At 63.3% G+C, this 20025-nt stretch carries 13 protein-coding genes and 1 pseudogene; 10 read left to right on the forward strand and 4 right to left on the reverse strand.

Annotation, left to right across the window (positions count from 1 at the left end):
* Positions 1–23: 23 nt before the first annotated feature.
* The gene (gene glpD / locus ABNP31_RS20690) at positions 24–1556 is read left to right on the forward strand and encodes a glycerol-3-phosphate dehydrogenase (protein ID WP_350012715.1); all 1533 of its coding nucleotides are present in this window, start codon (positions 24–26) and stop codon (positions 1554–1556) included.
* A 74-nt stretch (positions 1557–1630) separates the two neighbouring features.
* Here glpD and ABNP31_RS20695 read toward each other — a convergent pair whose 3' ends face one another.
* Both ABNP31_RS20695 and ABNP31_RS20700 read right to left on the reverse strand, forming a co-directional pair.
* Entirely contained in the window at positions 1631–3013 is a 1383-nt protein-coding gene (locus ABNP31_RS20695; protein WP_238066860.1) for an NEL domain-containing protein, read from the reverse strand.
* Between the two features lie 1702 nt (positions 3014–4715).
* A pseudogene (locus ABNP31_RS20700) lies at positions 4716–5600 on the reverse strand (dermonecrotic toxin domain-containing protein); the annotation flags it as partial.
* Between the two features lie 210 nt (positions 5601–5810).
* Between ABNP31_RS20700 and ABNP31_RS20705 the strand changes: the two are divergent.
* The 8 genes from ABNP31_RS20705 (at position 5811) to ABNP31_RS20740 (ending at position 17158) form a co-directional block, all read left to right on the forward strand.
* Positions 5811–9965 (forward strand): NEL-type E3 ubiquitin ligase domain-containing protein, encoded by a 4155-nt coding sequence (locus tag ABNP31_RS20705; RefSeq protein WP_350012716.1) that lies wholly within the window; start codon positions 5811–5813, stop codon positions 9963–9965.
* A 318-nt stretch (positions 9966–10283) separates the two neighbouring features.
* The gene (locus tag ABNP31_RS20710) at positions 10284–11201 is read left to right on the forward strand and encodes a glutamate/aspartate ABC transporter substrate-binding protein (protein ID WP_084785257.1); all 918 of its coding nucleotides are present in this window, start codon (positions 10284–10286) and stop codon (positions 11199–11201) included.
* Between the two features lie 142 nt (positions 11202–11343).
* Positions 11344–12090, forward strand: a complete 747-nt coding sequence (locus ABNP31_RS20715) for an amino acid ABC transporter permease (RefSeq protein ID WP_025340399.1) — start codon at positions 11344–11346, stop codon at positions 12088–12090.
* Positions 12091–12762 (forward strand): amino acid ABC transporter permease, encoded by a 672-nt coding sequence (locus tag ABNP31_RS20720; RefSeq protein ID WP_075046155.1) that lies wholly within the window; start codon positions 12091–12093, stop codon positions 12760–12762.
* The gene (locus tag ABNP31_RS20725) at positions 12759–13493 is read left to right on the forward strand and encodes an amino acid ABC transporter ATP-binding protein (RefSeq protein WP_003258023.1); all 735 of its coding nucleotides are present in this window, start codon (positions 12759–12761) and stop codon (positions 13491–13493) included. The genes ABNP31_RS20720 and ABNP31_RS20725 overlap by 4 nt, the downstream gene beginning before the upstream one ends.
* Positions 13494–13566: 73 nt before the next feature.
* Positions 13567–15471, forward strand: coding sequence for a sensor histidine kinase (locus tag ABNP31_RS20730; RefSeq protein ID WP_025340401.1), 1905 nt, complete (start codon positions 13567–13569; stop codon positions 15469–15471).
* Between the two features lie 47 nt (positions 15472–15518).
* Positions 15519–16796: a sigma-54-dependent transcriptional regulator gene (locus tag ABNP31_RS20735; RefSeq protein ID WP_230385126.1), complete on the forward strand. Its 1278-nt coding sequence runs from the start codon at positions 15519–15521 to the stop codon at positions 16794–16796.
* A gap of 26 nt (positions 16797–16822) precedes the next feature.
* Positions 16823–17158, forward strand: a complete 336-nt coding sequence (locus ABNP31_RS20740) for a GlpM family protein (protein ID WP_013973973.1) — start codon at positions 16823–16825, stop codon at positions 17156–17158.
* Positions 17159–17316: 158 nt separating this feature from the next.
* On the opposite strand, the gene ABNP31_RS20745 is transcribed toward ABNP31_RS20740, so the two are convergent.
* Positions 17317–18312 (reverse strand): alpha/beta fold hydrolase, encoded by a 996-nt coding sequence (locus tag ABNP31_RS20745; RefSeq protein WP_025340404.1) that lies wholly within the window; start codon positions 18310–18312, stop codon positions 17317–17319.
* A gap of 196 nt (positions 18313–18508) precedes the next feature.
* Between ABNP31_RS20745 and metR the strand changes: the two genes are divergently transcribed.
* Positions 18509–19426, forward strand: coding sequence for a transcriptional regulator MetR (gene metR, locus ABNP31_RS20750; protein ID WP_003258025.1), 918 nt, complete (start codon positions 18509–18511; stop codon positions 19424–19426).
* On the opposite strand, the gene ABNP31_RS20755 is transcribed toward metR, so the two are convergent.
* Positions 19410–19823, reverse strand: coding sequence for an NUDIX hydrolase (locus ABNP31_RS20755; RefSeq protein ID WP_003258026.1), 414 nt, complete (start codon positions 19821–19823; stop codon positions 19410–19412). The two genes, metR and ABNP31_RS20755, sit on opposite strands and share 17 nt — an antisense overlap.
* Between the last annotated feature and the right edge of the window lie 202 nt (positions 19824–20025).

Here is a 20025-nt window from a genome sequence, read left to right on the forward strand (position 1 = left end):
AACAGCCCCAGGAGGCCTTGCCCGTGTCCCAGCCCGTTTCGTCCCAGCCCCCAGTCGCCGACTGCTATGACCTCGCCGTGATCGGCGGCGGCATCAATGGCGTGGGCATCGCTGCCGATGCCGCCGGGCGTGGCCTCAAGGTATTCCTCTGCGAAAAGGACGACCTGGCCCAGCACACCTCGTCGGCCAGCAGCAAACTGATCCACGGCGGCCTGCGCTACCTGGAGCACTACGAGTTCCGCCTGGTACGTGAAGCGCTGGCCGAGCGCGAAGTGCTGCTGGCCAAAGCCCCGCACATCGTCAAGCCGATGCGCTTCGTGCTGCCGCACCGCCCGCACCTGCGCCCGGCCTGGATGATTCGCGCCGGCCTGTTCCTCTACGATCACCTGGGCAAGCGCAAGCGCCTGGGTGCTTCGCGCAGCCTGCGCTTCGGCCCGGGCTACCCGCTCAAGCCTGCAATCAGCCGTGGCTTCGAATATGCCGACTGCGCGGTGGACGATGCCCGCCTGGTAGTGCTGAATGCGATGGCCGCACGGGAAAAAGGTGCCCATATCCATACCCGTACCCGCTGCCTGCGTGCGGAGCGTGTGAATGGCCTGTGGCAGGTGGAGTTGCAGCACGCTGACGGCCGTCTGCAGACCATTCGCGCCCGCGCCCTGGTCAACGCTGCCGGCCCATGGGTGGCCAGCTTCATCAAGGATGACCTCAAGCTCGATGCCCCCTATGGCATCCGCCTGATCCAGGGCAGCCATATCATCGTGCCGCGCATGTACGAAGGCGAACATGCCTACATCCTGCAGAACGAGGACCAGCGCATCGTCTTCTGCATCCCGTACCTGGAGCGCTTCACGCTGATCGGTACCACCGATCGCGAATACAGCGGCGACCCCGCCAAAGTCGCGATCACCGAGCAGGAAACCGATTATCTGCTCAAGGTGGTCAACGCCCATTTCAACCACCAGCTCAGCCGCAGCGACATCGTGCACACCTATTCCGGCGTGCGCCCACTGTGCAACGACGAATCGGACAATCCGTCCGCAGTCACCCGTGACTACACCCTTGCGCTGTCCGCCAGTGAAGGGCAAGCGCCGTTGCTGTCGGTATTCGGTGGCAAGCTGACCACCTACCGCAAACTGGCCGAGTCGGCCATGACCGAGCTCAAGCCGCACTTCCCACAGATGCGTGGCAGCTGGACCGCTGGCGCGCCGCTACCAGGTGGTGAGCAGATGACTACGGTGCAGGCTCTGGTCGATGCGGTGCTGGCGCGTTGTGGCTGGTTGCCGGTCGATATCGCCAGGCGCTGGGTGCTGACCTATGGCAGCCGCGTATGGCAGTTGCTGGATGGCGTGCAAGGGCCGGAAGACCTGGGCCAGGCCATTGGCGGTGGGTTGTTCGCCCGGGAGGTGGACTACCTTGCACACAACGAATGGGCATGCAGCGCTGAAGACATTCTCTGGCGCCGCACCAAGCTGGGCCTGTTCACCAGCACCGGCGAGCAACAGGCGCTTGCAGACTATCTGCAACGAGAGCAGCAGGCGCGCACCCAAGCGGCGTGACCCATGCCTGCCCGCACCCACGGAACGGCGAGCAAGCCGTCCGTGAGTGCGCACCGGGTGCGTAACCGCTGCAGTCACAGGTTCAACCGGTCATAGGCTTCCCTGGCCAACGTGCTTATCAAGTCACGTTCGGCAACCTGATAATCACTCATGACCGTTCTGCCGCGTTGTACGTGGGTCCATTCATCGATGCGCTGCGTGGCCAGGTCCGCCTCGATCTGTTCCAGGCGCAGGTCGAAGCGCTGCCGCACCTCGTCGAAGCGACCCGGGTAACGCTGGCGCACATGCACCTCCCAGAACGGGCGCTGGGCGAGCGAGACGATCAGGTCCTCTCGGTTTTCCATTTCCAGCACACTACTTTGAACGCTGCGCAGATCCTGCTCGGTGACGCTGGCGAAATCTTCGAAGTGCATCGTGTCCGGCAGGATGGGCAGGTCCAGCGGCTGCCGCAGGCGCAGCCTGAAAAAAAGCCTCGTTTCGATATCGTCCACGATCGACGCATCCCCTCTGCGCAACTGCCTGATGTGCGCGGCAGCGAACCGGTCGACGGCATCCAGGCGAGCCAGTTGCCGCCCCAGACGAACCAGCCCCTCTTCCAGCTCCGCCGGTGGAACACGGCTGCTCACCCGCTCCGCCAGCAAGCTCAACTCCAGTTGCTCCAGAATCAACAGCATCTGGTCTTCGCAGGTGCGGGGGGACGAGGCCTCGGCAAACACCCGCAACCGCAGCTGTTCATGTTGCTCGCATGCCTGAAGGATGCGCCAGATGCGTTTACGGAAATAATCGGGATGCTCGTGAAAATCGTCGCTGTCGATAAAGTCCGCAAGGAACTGGAACAGCCCTTGCGCATCGGGCTCCTGGTGTAACGACTCCCACAATGCGGCCCTGGGCGCTTTCAATGCGCCGTCTTTGCCGACCCAGGCATCGCGGACAGCGTGGTCAACAGCACGATGGCGGAACGAGCCACCACCCCTGCTGCCGGCGCGGTCAACACCGGCAGCCCGATCAAGCGCGGCCTCGCCCTGGGCATCGAGTGGGTTGTCGTGCAGGCTGAGCGACTGCAATCGCTCGCCCAAGCCGTTCAGTTCCTGGCGCAACTGGCGAATACGGTTTTCCCTCAAGTCCACATGCCCACGCAGGATCACGTCCGCGGGCGTCGTCTCCAGGCCTGCGTCGCGCAGCCGAACATCAGTAAGTTGGTGCAAGCCGGTCAGCACAGGTGCGCGCCCCAACGGGTTGTGGCTCAGGTCCAGCATCGTCAGCCGCCCCAGGCTGGCCAGGCGCCGTTCACTGGCGACATTCATCACGATACGGTTGCCGGAAAGGTTCAAACGCAGCAGACGCGACAGTCGCTCGAGCCCGACAGGCACTTGCTCGAGACGATTGCCAGCGAGGTCCAACTCGATCAGGTTGCCGAAACGTGACAGAAAGTCTGCACCGACTTCGCTCAGGTTCATGTTGCGCAGCACCAGCCTGCTGACGTGTCCGAAATCCAGCCCAGCGGGCAGCACCGGCAGGGAGCCAAGCCGCTCTTCGTCGATTGTCAGAACAGCCGATCAGCCGCGCGGCCCGTTCACGGTCGGCAGCAGCCAGGGTAGCCAGGGAATCACGCAGGCCCTGCTCCCCTTCGATACCGCCGAGCAACCCTTTCTGATCGTCCTCGAGCAGGCGCAGCAGCGCTTGTGAAAGCTCCAGACTCTGGCTGGCAGCGTCAGCAAGATGGTATCCCTGCTCGCCTCTGACGATGCAACGCACGTCAGCAGCTTGCTCCGCGCCGAAAGCCATCAAGAGCCGGCCGTTTAGCTGCGCCTCACGCAGCTCCACGCGAACCGATTCCGGCCACGGGGCAGTTTCCGATACAAGCCCCAACGCCAAGGCCTCGCTGTCTGCATTGGCCGCGCGCAGCAGGCGTACGCCGGCGCAGGCCCGATCGAGACGACTGTCATGCAGTAGCCAGCGCGCACGTTCCGCCAGCGCCAGCGGTACTCGCCGACCTTGGGCCAGGTTATCGAGTTGCACACCAGAAGCCTGGCCAAGCAACTCGTCCAGCGCGTGCGCAGACAACGTGGGGAAGTCACGCACAAGCACGGCAGCTGCCCCGCCACTGGGCTTGGGTTGGCGCTCGGTGAAGACGCGATCAAGCGCTGCCCCCCGTAACAATGGCATCTGCCCATGCAATTGATGGAACTCGAAGGCGTCCAGCAAACGGCCCGGAGCCGGAGCATTCTCCACACGCAGCCGGCGAAGCTGCTCCAGCTTCAGGCCGGTGATCTGCAACAGCTGGTGCGCCGTGTCATCAGGCACTTCTGCCAGGCTCGCCGCCAGGCGCCGCATCAGGCGAGCAGCGCCCTGCCAACGCTGAGGCTGCTCGAGCGCATGATGCCAACCACCGCCGTTGTCCTCCACCCACGGCGCAAATGCCTCGGCGCGGCCCGGGTGACGAATACGCGGTATCCCGTCCTGCGGATCGTCCCAGACCTGAAAGGCCGACTCTTCACTGCGCAGCAGGCGGTAATCGGAAGCGCCCCCAGCGTCGGCCAATTTCGCCTCGGCAGCATCCACGCCATATCCTTCGAGACTTGGCGAACACAGCCTTACCTTGCCCAGGCCATCAGATAACGGTACGAGGCCATCGACGAAGGCGACTCGCTTCAAGCCCTGGATCACTGCCGCGCCGCCCTTGGCAAGGAGCAGACCGGTGGCGACGTTTTCCGCCACACCAAAAAGGTGGTCCAGCGCACCCTCGCGATCCCCGATACGCCAGTCCTGGTAGCCCTCATAGACTTCAGAAGCCACTTGCACCTCAGCCACCGCCAGCAATGCCTCCCCAAGCACCGGCACGAACAGGCCCGCCAGGTTGAGCAGGTCCAACCCCAGTGATGCATAGGCATTGAACCGCTCGTTGCGCGCCTGCTGGTCTTCATCGCCCGTGGGCACGGCGAGCAGTCGGGCATCGTCGTAGATCTTGCCGATCTGCAAGCGTCGCAGGTGTACGTACAACGGTTCACTGACAGCCAGGTGGCGACCTTCGAGTTCGATAGCCGAACCCGCCCTCTTCGCCAGGCGCTCGGTCAACAGGGTAAAGAAACGGCCTCGGTCCCGCTCACTGACAAACCGAGCGAAGAATGCACGGTAGCCCGGGCTCTGCAAACGAACGGCCAGTGCAACGTATAGCGCTTGCCAGATGGCAAACCGAGCGACAGGGGTGATCGGATCGCCGGGAACCCAGGCAATGACTCCCTCGACACCATCGCCGCCTGCCTGTGCCACTTCGAAGGTCACTACACCGCAGATGCATTTCCCCAGCAGATAGAGCTGCCGCGCCGTGGTCACTTGGGGCAATGCCGGCACCACCGGGGTTTCAGCCAACAAGGGCAACAGTTGCAGATAGCTGCGTTCGTCCAACGCGCCCTTGAACAAAGCCATGTACACAGCGACCTGAAAATGCGCGCGCTGATTGTCTTCGAACAGTTTGTGTACCTCGCGCTCGGCCTGCCCCGGCGCGGCACCCTGGGGGTCACTCGGCTTCAGGCACGTATCGAGCGTGGCCTGGTATTGTCCACCCACATCCAATTGCCTGCACAGTTTCGCGAACGCCTCGAAGTTCAATGGCAGCCTCCTGCCATTCCCGTCCAGGAAATAGGCGTTTCGCAGGGAGTCAGCCTTTGTCTCGTTGACGTGATAGTTGTGCAGCGCGGCGGTCAACAAATTGCGTGTAGACCAACTGACAGGGTATGCCTTGCGTATCCCCGGCTGCACGGATGGCTGGAACTTCGATTCCTGCTGGAACACCTGCCAACGCCACGCCTGCTCGTTGCTGACTCCGGCTTGCTGCAAGCCAGCGGTAAGCAGTTGCCGGGCAAACACGTCCAGCGATGGAATCTTGTGTAGCACCTCGCCCAGGTTGCGGGTGGTCTGTTCCTGTTTGCGCAAGGCCTTCAGGAAAGTGCTCCGTCGATCGGCCGGGGCATGCGTGAGCCAATCGGGCAACTGATGAGCAATCAGCGTATCGATCGAGTCAGGGGGGAATTCAACGGATGTCATGTGATGTCTCCAGCGGCAATGGGCGGCCACCTCAACACCTGCGCACCGGGCATGGGCACTAGATAATGCTCATGGATCGAACCTTGATTTCCCGGCTGGCCGTCATCGTCCCTGGCGGCAACACAGGCAGCTCAGCGCAGCACTATCTACCGCCAAGCCAGGTTCCCAGCGTGATGCTCTGGTGGCTTTTTCAGCCCCGGAGATCACCACGTGCCGCCCATCGAAAGTATCCCGTCCGACTCCATCGACAATCTGATCGCGCAGCAGCTTCCTGACTGGTTGATACGCGCGGACGCACAGCACCGTGAAGCCTATCGCGAAGCCTTGAGCGAACAGCAGCAGGCAGCCGACGGCCTCAAGCATCTGCTTGCCTCGATACCGGACATTGAACAGTTCGCCGTCCCTCTGCTCGAAGGCGCCTTGCTTGCAGAAGGGCTTGGCGAGGTCGACCCTCGGTCTACATACGTGGTCATCAGCGAAGCGTTTCAGTTGCCCTCTGCTGCAGAAAAGCTTTACCAACCCAGCACCACTCACACCACACGACAGAGCCTGCTAGCCGCCGCGCTACACAACTTCGAAGCACACGAAACCCAGCCTTGGTGGCAGCGCAAGGCGTATCTGGTAGACGAAAAGGGCAGGCGCCTGGCGATGACGTTCGAGCGCTTTGCCAGCCTGTGCCGCACGCTGGACATCGGCGGACGATACCAAGCCCTTCTGAACCGCATCCTCAAACCCAGAGCGGGCCGAGGCCAACCAGCGGATCAGGCGCGAATCAAGGTGGAACAGCAGTTTCAGCGCGGTATTCGTTCGCGCATGCGAGCCGCGCTTCATGAAGGCAGGCTCAAGGGCCAGCTGGATGAGCAGGATCTGCTGCGGTTGCTATCAGTGCTTGCGCCCCCTGCCCAGCCGGTGCATGGCAAAGGCAGTCTGATCCCGCGCCAACTGTATGTGCTGGGCAAGTGCATGGTCGGCATCATCGCGCTCGAATGGCGGCCGCTGCCAGATTCCGCCATCGATGAGATCATCGTCTGGATCCCTGATGACCCTGACCGAAGCGTGCGTTTCTACGACTCGTGGGGCGAGCTCTACGACGACCTTGCCAGGCGCCTCGAACATCGGTCGTTCCAGACCTTTCTGCGGCGTTTCGTCAAGGCGCAGGACAGGAGCGAGTTCGACCAGGCTCTCTCGCGGGCTTTGGCTGCATCGAAGAAGGAGCACACCCCGGAAATTGACGGGCGCAACCTCGCCGTGAGCGGTGATGTGTTCGCCCACGTGCAGGCGCTGCTGATCACCAGGATCTTCGACGATGCCGCCTACCTGGCCGTAGCGACCGATCAGGAAGACCGTCTAAGCAGGCACAGGCGCTTGCAGGCCATGCTCAGCGCAGGGCTGGACCTGCTGGGGCTGGTTGCATTCGTCGTACCCGTCGTAGGCGACCTGATGCTGGTGCTGAGCGCTGCGCAACTGTTGGACGAGGTCTACGAAGGCTATCAGGACTGGCAACTGGGTGATCGCCAAGGGGCTCTGGATCACCTGTTCACCGTGACCCAGGGCCTGGTGTTCGCCGGCGCCAGCGCAGGCGCGATAAAGGCAATACGGCGGGTACCTTTTGTCGATGGGTTGGCGCCAAGGCCGCTTCCTGAAGGCAAAGTCAAACTGGCTCGCTCTCCTCACTACTTCCCAGCCGAGGAAAACGCGTCGGTACTGCTGCAGGGGTTGCAAGGCAACCACCTGGGTGAACTTCAGGAGTCGAGCGCCAGCATGCTGCTGGATGTCACCGGTTTTTCCACGGAGCAATTACGCCAACTGTGCCAGGAACACGCCTCACCGCCGGCGCGGCTGCTCGACATCCACGAACGTATCGCATTGCATACCGACCACCCGGGGCTACGCGGCGTGGCCTTCGAAGAGCAATTGCTCGCCCGTCGCCAGGCCGTTTCCGATGAGCAGAATACATTGATGAATGCCTTCAGGTACCTCTCACCGAGGGGTGCCCAGGAAATCATCGAGCACAGCAGCTCCTCCCAGCTGGAAAAACTCCAGGCAACCGGGCGTGTGCCTTTGGGCATGGCGGAACGTGCCCGCTGGTATGAGCGGGACAGCCGTATCGACCGGGCTTGCCTTGGCATGCGCCTGGCGGCGCTGGGTACAGCCGACAGCGAAAAACTGGCGATGCGGCTGATCGAGCGCCAAGCACCCTGGCCGGCCGCATTGCGTGTGGAACTGCGTGAAGGTCACCAGAAAGGACGCCTGTTGTATGCAAGCCAAGATACGCAGAACAGCCAGGTGTCGATCATCGTGCGACAACCAGACGGCTACAGGCTGGCCAATGACGCGAATCACCTGGCCAGCGGTACCTTGCTCGAAACGGTACTGCGCACCTTTGACGAGCAGCAGAAAACCAAGCTTGGAAACCGCAATTTGCAGGCCAGGCAGCTCCGTCAGCAACTCCTTGTGGCCGCGGTGCAGGATCGGCAACGCACGGCGGAAATCCTCGGGCTCCCCCGGATCGGTGCCAATCTGCGGCCGCCCAGGCGCTTTGCCGATGGAAGGCTTGGATACCCACTCAGCGGTGGCGGCGAAAGCAGCCGGCAGGCCATTCGCCAAGGCATCCATCAGATCTTCCCGACACTGAGCGAACTGCAACTGGACGCCTACCTGAACGCCGTGCGTCAGCGAGGCGAAAACCTGTGGAGCCATTATCAGATGCTGCAACGCCAGCTTGGCGAACTACGCGAGACGCTACGGGCCTGGCAGGCCGACTGGCAGTCGCCGGTCGACGCCATCCGTCGCCGCCGTATCGTCGATGCCCTTCGCCGCAGCTGGCGGCGCAAGCTGGTGGATGGCAACGACCAGTACGAGTTGTTCATAGACGGCGAGTCCGTACCGACCCTGCCAGCGTTGCCAGCAGGCATCGAATACGGGCATGTGCGCCGGCTGACATTGCGTGACATGCATCTGGAACACATCGATGCCCAATTCCTCAGGCGCTTTCCCAACATCGTCGATCTGGACCTCAGCGGCAACCGGCTGACCCAGGTGCCCGAGGGTATCGAAAGCCTTACCCAGCTCCGACGCGTGAACCTTGGCAACAACCGGATCACGCTGGACCAGACGGCAAGCAACCGCCTGGCCCAACTGCAGCGCCTCGATACGTTGATACTGAGCTACAACCCGCTCAATGGGTTGCCTGACCTGTCGGCGTTGCCGCATGTGCGTGACCTGCAGCTGCGTGCCACTGGGCAGGCAGACATCAGCCAGATTCACCAGTTGATAACGATGCGCGCCCATGTCGATCTGCGCGACAACAGGATCAGCGAGCTACAGCGGGAAATGCGCGGGCTGCGCCTGCGTCTGCAGCGCCTCAACCTGCACGACAACCCCTTGAGCGAAAGCAGTATCGAGTATCTCGACGAAGCGCGCGGCGTCACCGATGCCGGTGGCAGGGGCAGCGCCAGCTACACCCACGGGGTGGTCGACGAGGACACCCGCGCCAATTGGGTAGCGTCCAGGAACGAGCTGCTTCGCGCTCAACGCGAGGCAGCCTGGGACCGCCTGATCGAAGAGCCTGGTTCGGCAGGCATGTTCCGGTTCCTGGCCGACTTCGCCCAAAGCGAGGACTTCCAGGACAATCCTCGCCATTATCGTCGGCGCGCCTGGCATATCCTGGAAGCCTGCGAAAACAACGAAGCGCTGCGTGAACAGCTGTTTCGCGAAGCCGATGGACCACGCAGCTGCGATGACCGCCTGCTGCTGATGCTCAACCAGATGGAGGTCGGCGTCATGGCTTATCAGGGCGTCGAAGGCGTACCTGCTGCAATGAGAGAAACAAGCTTGCTGCACCTGGGGGAGCAGTTGCATCGTCTCGACCTGCTGGATGCCATTGCCAATCGCCATGTCCAGCGCTTGCGCCAGGCAGGGCGCAAGCCGGATGAAATCGAAGTCCGCCTGTTCTATCGCTTGCGCCTTGCAGATGCCCTCGACCTGCCAATACCGCCCGATGAAATGCATTTCGCTTCGTACGCGCATGTGACGTCCGCAGACCTGAACGATGCGCAACTGGAAGTGCTGGGCACCTACGAGACGTTACCCATGCTGGATGCGCTCGCCGCCCGCCCCTATTGGCAGACCTACCTGCGTGAAACCTATGCGGAGCGTTTCGAGGCGATGGCCGGGCCTTACCACGATCGAATGGAAGCGCTCGAAGCGCAGGCCACGGCGGGCCAGGAAGGCAACTACGAAGAACGCGCCAGATCACTGATGCACGAACTGGCGGCAGAAGAATCAACCTTGATTCGCCGTTTGACGGCCGAGGCGTGGGCACGTGCCAGGTTGGCTGACGTGGACCGCCCGCTTCAGCGCTGATCCTCGAACGCTGCCCGGTCAGGCTGCCTGGACCGTGGCCTGACCGGGTTGGTAGCGGCAGTGTGTGACGAGATATGCGTTCGGATTTCCGAATGACCGAAAACAATTCGTTCGGAAATGCGTACGCAACTCACCGTCATACAATGGTCAAAAAAGATTGATTCCCAGCAAATTCGCGGCGTTATCATCGAACACAGGGCTTGGCACGACTCATGCTCTACACTTGGTAGCCGAATGCAATCGTTTATTTCTGTATTCGTTGAACGAAGAGTCCGCCAACGGCTCCATAAAAAAAACAAACACGTCGAGGAAAATTTGATGCGCATCGTTCGTCAATTGCTGGGCGCCGCCATCGCGGCCGCTGTGATCGCTTCGCCGGCCATGGCCGAAGAACTGACCGGCACCCTGAAGAAGATCAAGGATTCGGGCACCATCACCCTGGGCCACCGCGACTCCTCCATCCCGTTTTCCTACCTGGCCGGCAAGCCCGAGCCCGTGGGCTACTCGCATGACATCCAGATGGCTGTCGTCGACGCCCTGAAGAAGCAGCTGGGCACGGACATCAAGGTCCGCTACAACCTCGTCACCTCCCAGACCCGCATCCCGCTGGTGCAGAACGGCACCGTGGACCTCGAGTGCGGCTCCACCACCAACAACGTCGAGCGCCAGCAACAGGTCGGCTTCTCGGTCGGCATCTTCGAAGTCGGTACCCGCCTGCTGACCAAGGTCAAGGACGGTCAGCCAGCATACAAGGACTTCCCGGACCTTGCCGGCAAGAACGTGGTGACCACCGCCGGTACCACCTCCGAGCGCATCCTCAAGGCGATGAACGCCGACAAGCAGATGAAGATGAACGTGATTTCCGCCAAGGACCACGGTGAAGCCTTCAACATGCTCGAAAGCGGCCGCGCCGTGGCCTTCATGATGGACGACGCCCTGCTCGCCGGCGAAATGGCCAAGGCTCGCAAGCCGACGGACTGGGTCATCACCGGTACCCCGCAGTCGTACGAAATCTACGGCTGCATGGTGCGCAAGGATGACGCGGCCTTCAAGAAAGCGGTCGATGACGCCATCGTCGGCTACTTCAAGTCGGGCGAAGTCAACAAGAGCTACGACAAGTGGTTCCAGCAGCCAATCCCGCCAAAGGGCCTGAACCTGCAGTTCCCGATGAGCGACGAGCTGAAGAAACTGATCGCCGAGCCGACCGACAAGGCTGCGGACGAGAAGAAGTCCTGACTCTCAGATAGTGGCCTGGTGCTCAACAGCACCAATCAATACTGCAGGCCACTCATTAGTGTCTAACCTTTCATCCGAGGGCGCCAAGCGCTCTCGGATGCTCGAAGGTGCCCGTGAAACAATCGTCTGAGGGGAAATCCCGATGAATTACAACTGGGACTGGGGCGTGTTCTTCAAGTCCACCGGCGTGGGCAGCGAAACCTATCTGGACTGGTACGTCACCGGCCTGGGCTGGACCATCGCCATCGCCATCTCCGCCTGGATCATCGCCTTGCTGCTGGGCTCGGTCCTCGGTGTCATGCGTACCGTGCCGAACCGTGTGGTAGCAGGTATCGCCACTGCCTACGTGGAGCTGTTCCGCAACGTACCGCTGCTGGTGCAGCTGTTCATCTGGTACTTCCTGGTGCCGGACCTGCTGCCAGAAGGCCTGCAGGAATGGTTCAAGCAGGACCTCAACCCGACCACCTCGGCGCTGATCAGCGTGGTCATCTGCCTGGGCCTGTTCACCGCCGCCCGCGTGTGCGAACAGGTGCGTACCGGCATCCAGGCGCTGCCCCGCGGCCAGGAAGCCGCCGCCCGCGCCATGGGCTTCAGCCTGTCGCAGATCTACACCAACGTGCTGCTGCCGCAAGCCTACCGGATCATCATTCCGCCGCTCACCTCGGAATTCCTGAACGTGTTCAAGAACTCGTCGGTGGCGTCGCTGATCGGCCTGATGGAACTGCTGGCACAAACCAAGCAGACCGCCGAATTCTCGGCCAACCTGTTCGAGGCCTTCACCCTGGCCACGCTGATCTACTTCACCCTGAACATGGGCCTGATGCTGCTGATGCGCATGGTCGAGAAGAAAGTCTCGGTGCCCGGCCTGATTTCCGTAGGGGGCAAATAAATGGACATGGATTTCAGCGAAATCATCCCGGCCCTGCCTGCCCTGTGGGAAGGCATGGTCATGACCCTGCAGCTGATGGTCATGGGCGTGGTCGGCGGCATTGTGCTGGGGACCATCCTGGCCCTGATGCGCCTGTCGTCGAGCAAGCTGCTGTCGAACGTGGCCGGCGCCTACGTCAACTACTTCCGCTCGATCCCGCTGCTGCTGGTCATCACCTGGTTCTACCTGGCGGTACCGTTCGTGCTGCGCTGGATCACCGGCGAGGACACCCCGGTGGGTGCCTTCACCTCCTGCGTGGTGGCATTCATGATGTTCGAGGCCGCGTACTTCTGCGAAATCGTCCGCGCCGGCGTGCAGTCGATCTCCAAGGGCCAGATGGGCGCCGCCCAGGCACTGGGCATGACCTACGGCCAGACCATGCGCCTGATCATCCTGCCCCAGGCTTTCCGCAAGATGACCCCGCTGCTGCTGCAGCAGAGCATCATCCTGTTCCAGGACACCTCGCTGGTATACACCGTGGGCCTGGTGGACTTCCTCAACTCGGCACGCTCCAACGGCGACATCATCGGGCGCTCCCATGAGTTCCTGATCTTCGCCGGTGTCGTGTACTTCCTCATCAGCTTCTCCGCTTCGTGGCTGGTCAAGCGCCTGCAAAAAAGGATCACCGTATGATTTCCATCAAGAACGTCAACAAGTGGTACGGGGACTTCCAGGTACTGACCGACTGCAGCACCGAGGTCAAGAAGGGTGAAGTGGTGGTGGTATGCGGCCCGTCGGGCTCGGGCAAGTCCACCCTGATCAAGTGCGTCAACGCCCTGGAGCCGTTCCAGAAAGGTGACATCGTGGTCGACGGCACCTCGATCGCCGACCCCAAGACCAACCTGCCCAAGCTGCGTTCGCGCGTCGGCATGGTGTTCCAGCACTTCGAGCTGTTTCCGCACCTGTCCATCACCGAGAACCTGACCATTGCCCAGCGCAAGGTGCTTGGCCGCAGCGAAGCGGAAGCGACCAAGAAGGGCCTGGCCCTGCTCGACCGTGTCGGCCTCGGTGCCCACGCCAAGAAGCACCCAGGCCAGCTGTCCGGCGGCCAGCAGCAGCGCGTGGCGATCGCCCGTGCCCTGTCGATGGACCCGATCGTCATGCTGTTCGACGAACCGACCTCGGCGCTGGACCCGGAGATGGTCAACGAAGTACTGGACGTGATGGTCGAACTGGCCCACGAAGGCATGACCATGATGTGCGTGACCCACGAAATGGGCTTCGCCCGCAAGGTGGCCAACCGCGTGATCTTCATGGACAAGGGCAACATCATCGAGGATTGCCAGAAGGAAGACTTCTTCGGCAACCCGAGCGCCCGCCACGAGCGTACCCAGCACTTCCTCAGCAAGATCCTGCAACACTGATTTTGCTTCACTGAAGCGGTCGGCGCCGCTGCCCTTTCGGGCAGCAGGCGCTGGTCGTGACAAGGCCACTGTGATGAAATGCGATCCTTCGCTTCTTCTCCCTGCCAAGCCTGCCGTGAAATCCCGCCTGCTCCGCCAATTGCTGTTGCCGCCACTGATCATCCTGCTGATGGTCGGCCTGGGTATGGCTGGCTACCTGATCAGCGAGAGCAACGGTATCCGCACCCTCAGCGAAAACGGCGAACGCCAGCTGGAGCTGCACGCGCGCACGGTCGAGAGCGAAATCAGCAAGTACACCTACCTGCCGAGCCTGCTGGAGCTGGAAGACAGCGTCTCGCACCTGCTCACCGACCCTGATGGCGGCTCGCGGCAGATCGTCAACGAATACCTCGAAGGCCTGAACCGGCGCAGCCGCAGCCGGGCCATCTTCGTCCTCGACACCAATGGCCGGGTCCAGGCCACCAGCAACTGGCGCGATGCCGACTCGTTCCTCGGCGAGGACCTGTCGTTCCGTGCCTACTTCCAGACCGCCGTGCGCGGCGAGCCCGGGCGTTTCTACGGTATCGGCAGCACCACCGGCGAGGCCGGCTATTACCTGGCCCATGGCCTGGAGGAGCACGGCAAGATCATTGGCGTGGCGGTGATCAAAGTGCGCCTGGACACCCTCGAGGAGCGCTGGCAGCGTGCCCGCCTGGAAGCGTTCGTCAGCGACGAGAACGGCATCATCATCCTTTCCAGCGACCCGGCCCGGCGCCTGAAGTCGGTACGCCCGCTGACCCCGCAGATCAAGGAGCGCCTGGCCCGTAGCCTGCAATACTACTGGTGGCCGCTGAACGAACTGCAGCCCCTGGCCCGGGAAACCCTGGCCGATGGTGTGGAAAAGCTGACCTTCCCGGCCAACAGCGAAACCGCACAGGGCAAGGCCCGCGAAATGGCCTACCTGGCCCAGACCCGGCGCCTGGTCGACACACCCTGGCATTTCACCCTGCTGACCCCGCTGCAGGACCTGCGCCGCGAATCCATGGTACAGGGCATCCTGGTGGGCGTGGCCTTCGCCTTGTTGGCGATCCTCGGCATTGCCTGGAACGAACGGCGCAAGGTCATCGCCACCCGCCTGGCAGCCCGCGAGGCCCTGCAGGAAGCCAACAGCCAGCTGGAACGACGGATTACCGAACGCACGGCCGACCTGCGCGCCAGCAATGAACGCCTCAAGGGCCAGATTCGCGAGCGCCGGCATGCCGAGCAGACCCTGCGCCACGCCCAGGACGAACTGGTACAGGCCGGCAAGCTGGCCGCCATCGGGCAGATGTCCACCAGCATTGCCCACGAACTGAACCAGCCGCTGGCCGCGCTGCGCACGCTGTCTGGCAACACCGTGCGCTTCCTCGAGCGCGGGGCACTGGAAACCGCCAGCACCAACCTGCGCACCATGAACGACCTGATCGACCGCATGGGCCGCATCACCGCCAGCCTGCGCTCGTTCGCCCGACGCAGTGACGACAGCGGCCAGGCCTCGCTGGCCAAGGCAGTGGACGCTACCCTGCAGGTGCTGGCCAACCGCATCAGCGCCTGCCACCTGCAGCTGCACAATCAGTTCGAGGACCAGCAGCTGGCCATCGACCAGACCCGCCTGGAGCAGATCCTGGTCAACCTGATCGGCAACGCCCTGGATGCCATGGCCGCCCAGCCGCTGCCGCAACTGTGGCTGGAAGGCGAGCTGCAGGGCGACAAGTACCGTTTGCAGGTGCGCGACAATGGCCACGGCATCGACGCCGAGGCGCGCAAGCACCTGTTCGAACCTTTCTTCACCACCAAACCGGGCGAACACGGCCTGGGCCTGGGCCTGACCCTGTCGGCGAGCCTTGCCGCCGCCGCCAAGGGCAGCCTCAACGTCGAGCACCCCGCCAGCGGCGGCACGGCCTTCGTCCTGGCCCTGCCCCTGGTCTCACCCCCTAGCGAATCGGCAGAGCACCCATGAACCAAGCGCCTCTTACCGTCCTGATCGTCGAAGACGACCCGCATGTGCTGCTCGGCTGCCAACAGGCGTTGGCCCTGGAAGACATCGCCTGCGAAGGCGTAGGCAGCGCCGAACAGGCGCTGGAACGCATCGGCGACGACTTTGCCGGCATCGTCGTCAGCGATATCCGCCTGCCGGGCATCGATGGCCTGGAGCTGCTCAACCGCCTCAAGGCCCGCGACCGCAGCCTGCCGGTGGTGCTGATCACCGGCCACGGCGATATCGACATGGCGGTCGGCGCCATGCGCAATGGCGCCTACGACTTCATGGAAAAACCCTTCTCCCCGGAGCGCCTGGTCGACGTGGTGCGCCGCGCCCTTGAGCAGCGCGGGCTGTCGCGCGAAGTGGTGGCCCTGCGCCGCCAGCTGGCCGAGCAAAGCAGCCTGGAGGGGCGCATCATTGGCCGCTCGCCGGCCATGGAGCACCTGCGCGAACTGATCGCCAACGTCGCCGATACCTCGGCCAACGTGCTGATCGAAGGCGAAACCGGTACCGGCAAGGAACTGGTCGCCCGCTGCCTGCACGACTTCAGCCGCCGCCAGGGCCAGCCGTTCGTGGCACTGAACTGTGGCGGCCTGCCGGAAAACCTGTTCGAAAGCGAGATTTTCGGCCACGAGGCCAACGCCTTCACCGGTGCCGGCAAACGCCGCATCGGCAAGATCGAACATGCCAACGGCGGCACGCTGTTCCTCGACGAGGTGGAGAGCATGCCGATCAACCTGCAGATCAAGCTGTTGCGCGTGCTGCAGGAGCGCACCCTGGAGCGGCTGGGCTCGAACCAGAGCATTCCAGTGGACTGCCGGGTGATCGCGGCCACCAAGTCCGACCTGGATGCCATGGGCCAGAGCGGCCAGTTCCGCAGCGACCTGTATTACCGGCTGAACGTGGTGACCCTGGAGCTGCCGCCGCTGCGCGAGCGCCGCGAAGACATCCTGCAGCTGTTCGAACACTTTCTGCAGCAGTCGGCCCTGCGCTTCGACCGCGAAACGCCTGCGCTGGACAGCCAGACCTTGTCGCGCCTGATGGCCCACGACTGGCCAGGCAACGTGCGTGAACTGCGCAACGTCGCCGAACGCTATGCCCTCGGCCTGCCAGCGTTCAAGAAAGGCCCCAGCGGTGGTGCCAGCCAAGGCTTGGGCTTTGCCGAGGCGGTGGAAGCGTTCGAGCGCAACCTGCTCGGCGATGCCCTGCAACGCACTGGCGGCAACCTGAGCCAGGCCAGCCAGGAGCTGGGCATGGCCAAGACCACGCTTTTCGATAAAGTGAAGAAATACGGCCTCGGCTGACCTCAACCCCAACCTGGAAAGACAACGTGGACCTGGTATTCAAAGCTGCCCTGGGCGCTGGCGTGGTGGTGCTGCTGGCGGTGCTGTCGAAGACGCGCAATTACTACATCGCCGGGCTGGTGCCGCTGTTCCCCACCTTCGCCCTGATTGCCCACTACATCGTCGGCAAGGGGCGCAGCATTGCCGACCTGAAGACCACCATCCTGTTCGGCATGTGGTCGATCATTCCGTACTTCGTGTACCTGGCGACCTTGTATGTACTGGTCGACCGCATGCGCCTGGAGGCATCGCTGGCATTGGCCACGGTAGCCTGGCTGATGGCGGCGACCGTGCTGGTGACCTTGTGGGTGCGGATGCACTAGCCTGAAGGCGCACGCAACCCTGTGGGAGCGGCCTTGCGTCGCGAAAGGGCCGCAAAGCGGCCCCGGCATTTTTGCAGGGGGGCTTGAATCCTGGGGCCGCTACGCGCCCCTTTCGCGACGCAAGGCCGCTCCCACAATGGACCGCGCCAGACCTCGATTCAGAGCCCTGCGATATGCGTGACATCCTGCCGATGTGCCTGCAGGTAAGGCAACACCGCCCCCAGCAACGGCGCCTTGAACGGCTCCTGGAAGCGGTGCGCCAACCCCGGTATCAAGCGCAGCTGGCTGCCCTGGATATGCGCCGCCAGATGCACGCCATGCATCACCGGCAGCAACGGGTCGGCCGTGCCATGCACCACCAGGGTCGGCACCCGCAACTGGTTCAGCAACTCGACCCTGCTCGGCTCGGCCAGTATCGCCATGATCTGGCGCTTGGCCCCCTCGGGGTTGAACGCCCGGTCATAGGCCACCGCCGCCTGCTGCAGCAAGGCCGCACGGTCGTCACGCACCTCGGGGCTACCCAGCGCCGCCAGCAGGTCGGCCTGCTGTTCGATGGCCACTTCGCGGTTCGGAGCGCTGCGCCGGGCCAGCAACTGCACCAGCGCCGGATCCGGCGCCGGCAACCCCGCCGCCCCTGAACTGGACATGACCAGCGTCAGGCTGCGCACGCGCTCGGGCGCCATGGCGGCCAGGTGCTGGGCAATCATGCCGCCCATGCTCACCCCCAGCACATGAAACTGGCGCACGCCCAACGCATCCATCAGGCGCAGGCCATCGTCCGCCATGTCGGTCAGCGTATAGGGCGCAGCCACCGGCAGGCCCAGCTTGTAGCGCAGCAGTTCGACCGTCAGGTTGGCCGACGGTGGCAGCTGGCTCCAGCGTGACAGGCCGACATCGCGGTTGTCATAGCGAATCACCCGAAAGCCCTGGCGGCACAACGCTTCGACCACGTCGTCCGGCCAGTGGATCAGCTGCCCGCCAAGGCCCATCACCAGCAGCAAGGCCGGGTCGCGTGGGGCACCGACGCTCTGATACACCAGGCTGACCGCGCCCAGTTCGGCACGCTGCACCGGCACGTGGGCGTCACAACGCTGTTCAGCGAAACTCGCAGGTACGCCGAATACAAAGAAAAGAAAAAGCCAAAAAGCCCGCATGAAAGAAACACCAGAATGCAGATCCCCAGTAGAGCGCGAGTCTGATGAATTCTGTTCGGGCGCGCTGCCACAGTTCAGTGACAGTTTGATGACTCCCGCCAGGCGGTGCGGCGGTACGCCCAGTCGACAGGCGCGGCAACATGAGGGAAACTCAACTCATTCCCTGTTTCCTCAAGTCCACACACCGGAGTCAGATGTGCTGGAGATCCGTCACCTGAAAACCCTTCATGCCCTGCGCGAGGCCGACAGCCTGGTGGAGGCCGCCGAGCGCCTGCACCTGACCCAGTCGGCGCTGTCGCACCAGTTCAAGGAGCTGGAGGAGCGCCTGGGCCTGCCGCTGTTCGTGCGCAAGACCAAGCCGATCCGCTTCACCAGCGCCGGGTTGCGCCTGCTGCAACTGGCCGATGCCACCCTGCCGCTGCTGCGCGGCGCCGAACGTGACATCGCGCGCCTGGCCGGTGGCACCGCCGGGCGCCTGCACATGGCCATCGAATGCCACAGCTGCTTCCAGTGGCTGATGCCGACCATCGACCAGTTCCGTGACGCCTGGCCGGAGGTGGAGCTGGACCTGGCCTCCGGCTTTGCCTTCGCCCCACTGCCGGCCCTGGCCCGCGGTGACCTCGACCTGGTGGTGACCTCCGACCCGCTGGACCTGGCGGGCATCACCTACGTACCGCTGTTCACCTACGAGGCGATGCTGGCGGTGGCCAACCAGCATCCCTTGGCCAGCAAGCCCTACATCGTGCCGCAGGACCTGCTTGACCAGACCCTGATCACCTACCCGGTGGAGCGCGACCGCCTGGACATCTTCACCCGCTTCCTGGAGCCGGCCGACATCGAGCCCGCTGCCGTGCGCACCTCGGAGCTGACGGTGATGATGATGCAACTGGTGGCCAGCGGCCGTGGCGTGTGCGGCATGCCGCACTGGGCGCTGCACGAGTACAGTTCGCGCGGGTATGTGAAGGGCAAGCGCCTGGGTGAAAAAGGGCTGTTCGCCACGCTTTATGCCGCCGTGCGCACCGACATGCTCGATGCGCCATACATGCGCGACTTCCTGCTGACGGCGAAGGACACCTCGTTCGCTACCCTCGATGGCGTCAGCGCGGTGCGCTGACGGCCTGGCGGTATAGCGGCAGGATCAGGTCGCGGGTCAGAGGTGCCAGCTGCATGGCGGGGGCCTGGTCAGCGGCCAGCCACACCACCTCCTCGATCTCCGCGGCCGGCAGCACGGCTGCGGCGCTGTCGACACGGAACAGTTCGGCTTGTACCTCGAACCCCGGCTCGTTGGCGGCCGGGGCGCTGAACTGGCCCAGGTGCACGGCCTGGGCCGGGTCGATGTGCAGGCCCAGTTCCTCATGCAGCTCGCGCACCAGCGCCTGCACCGGGGTTTCGCCAGCATCGATCTTGCCACCGGGCTGCATGAAGGCCTGGGTGCCGCGTTTGCGTACCAGCAGGGTGCGTCCCTGGGGGTCGATCAGCAGGGCGGCGGCGATGCGGATGGTGTTGGGCATGGGCTGGGCTCACCTGAAACAATGGCCGGGGAGGATCCCATGGGGTTCCTGGCCTGACAAGGCCAGTGTTTCCTGTGCCGGCCTCTTCGCGGGTGAACCCGCTCCCACAAGTGCACCACAAGGCCAGAGAGCGGCGCAGTACCTGTGGGAGCGGGTTTACCCGCGAAGAGGCCGGCACAGGTCATAGCAGATCTGGCAGACG

Origin of the sequence: Pseudomonas asiatica (assembly GCF_040214835.1) — a bacterium.
Taxonomy (GTDB): domain Bacteria; phylum Pseudomonadota; class Gammaproteobacteria; order Pseudomonadales; family Pseudomonadaceae; genus Aquipseudomonas; species Aquipseudomonas putida_Z.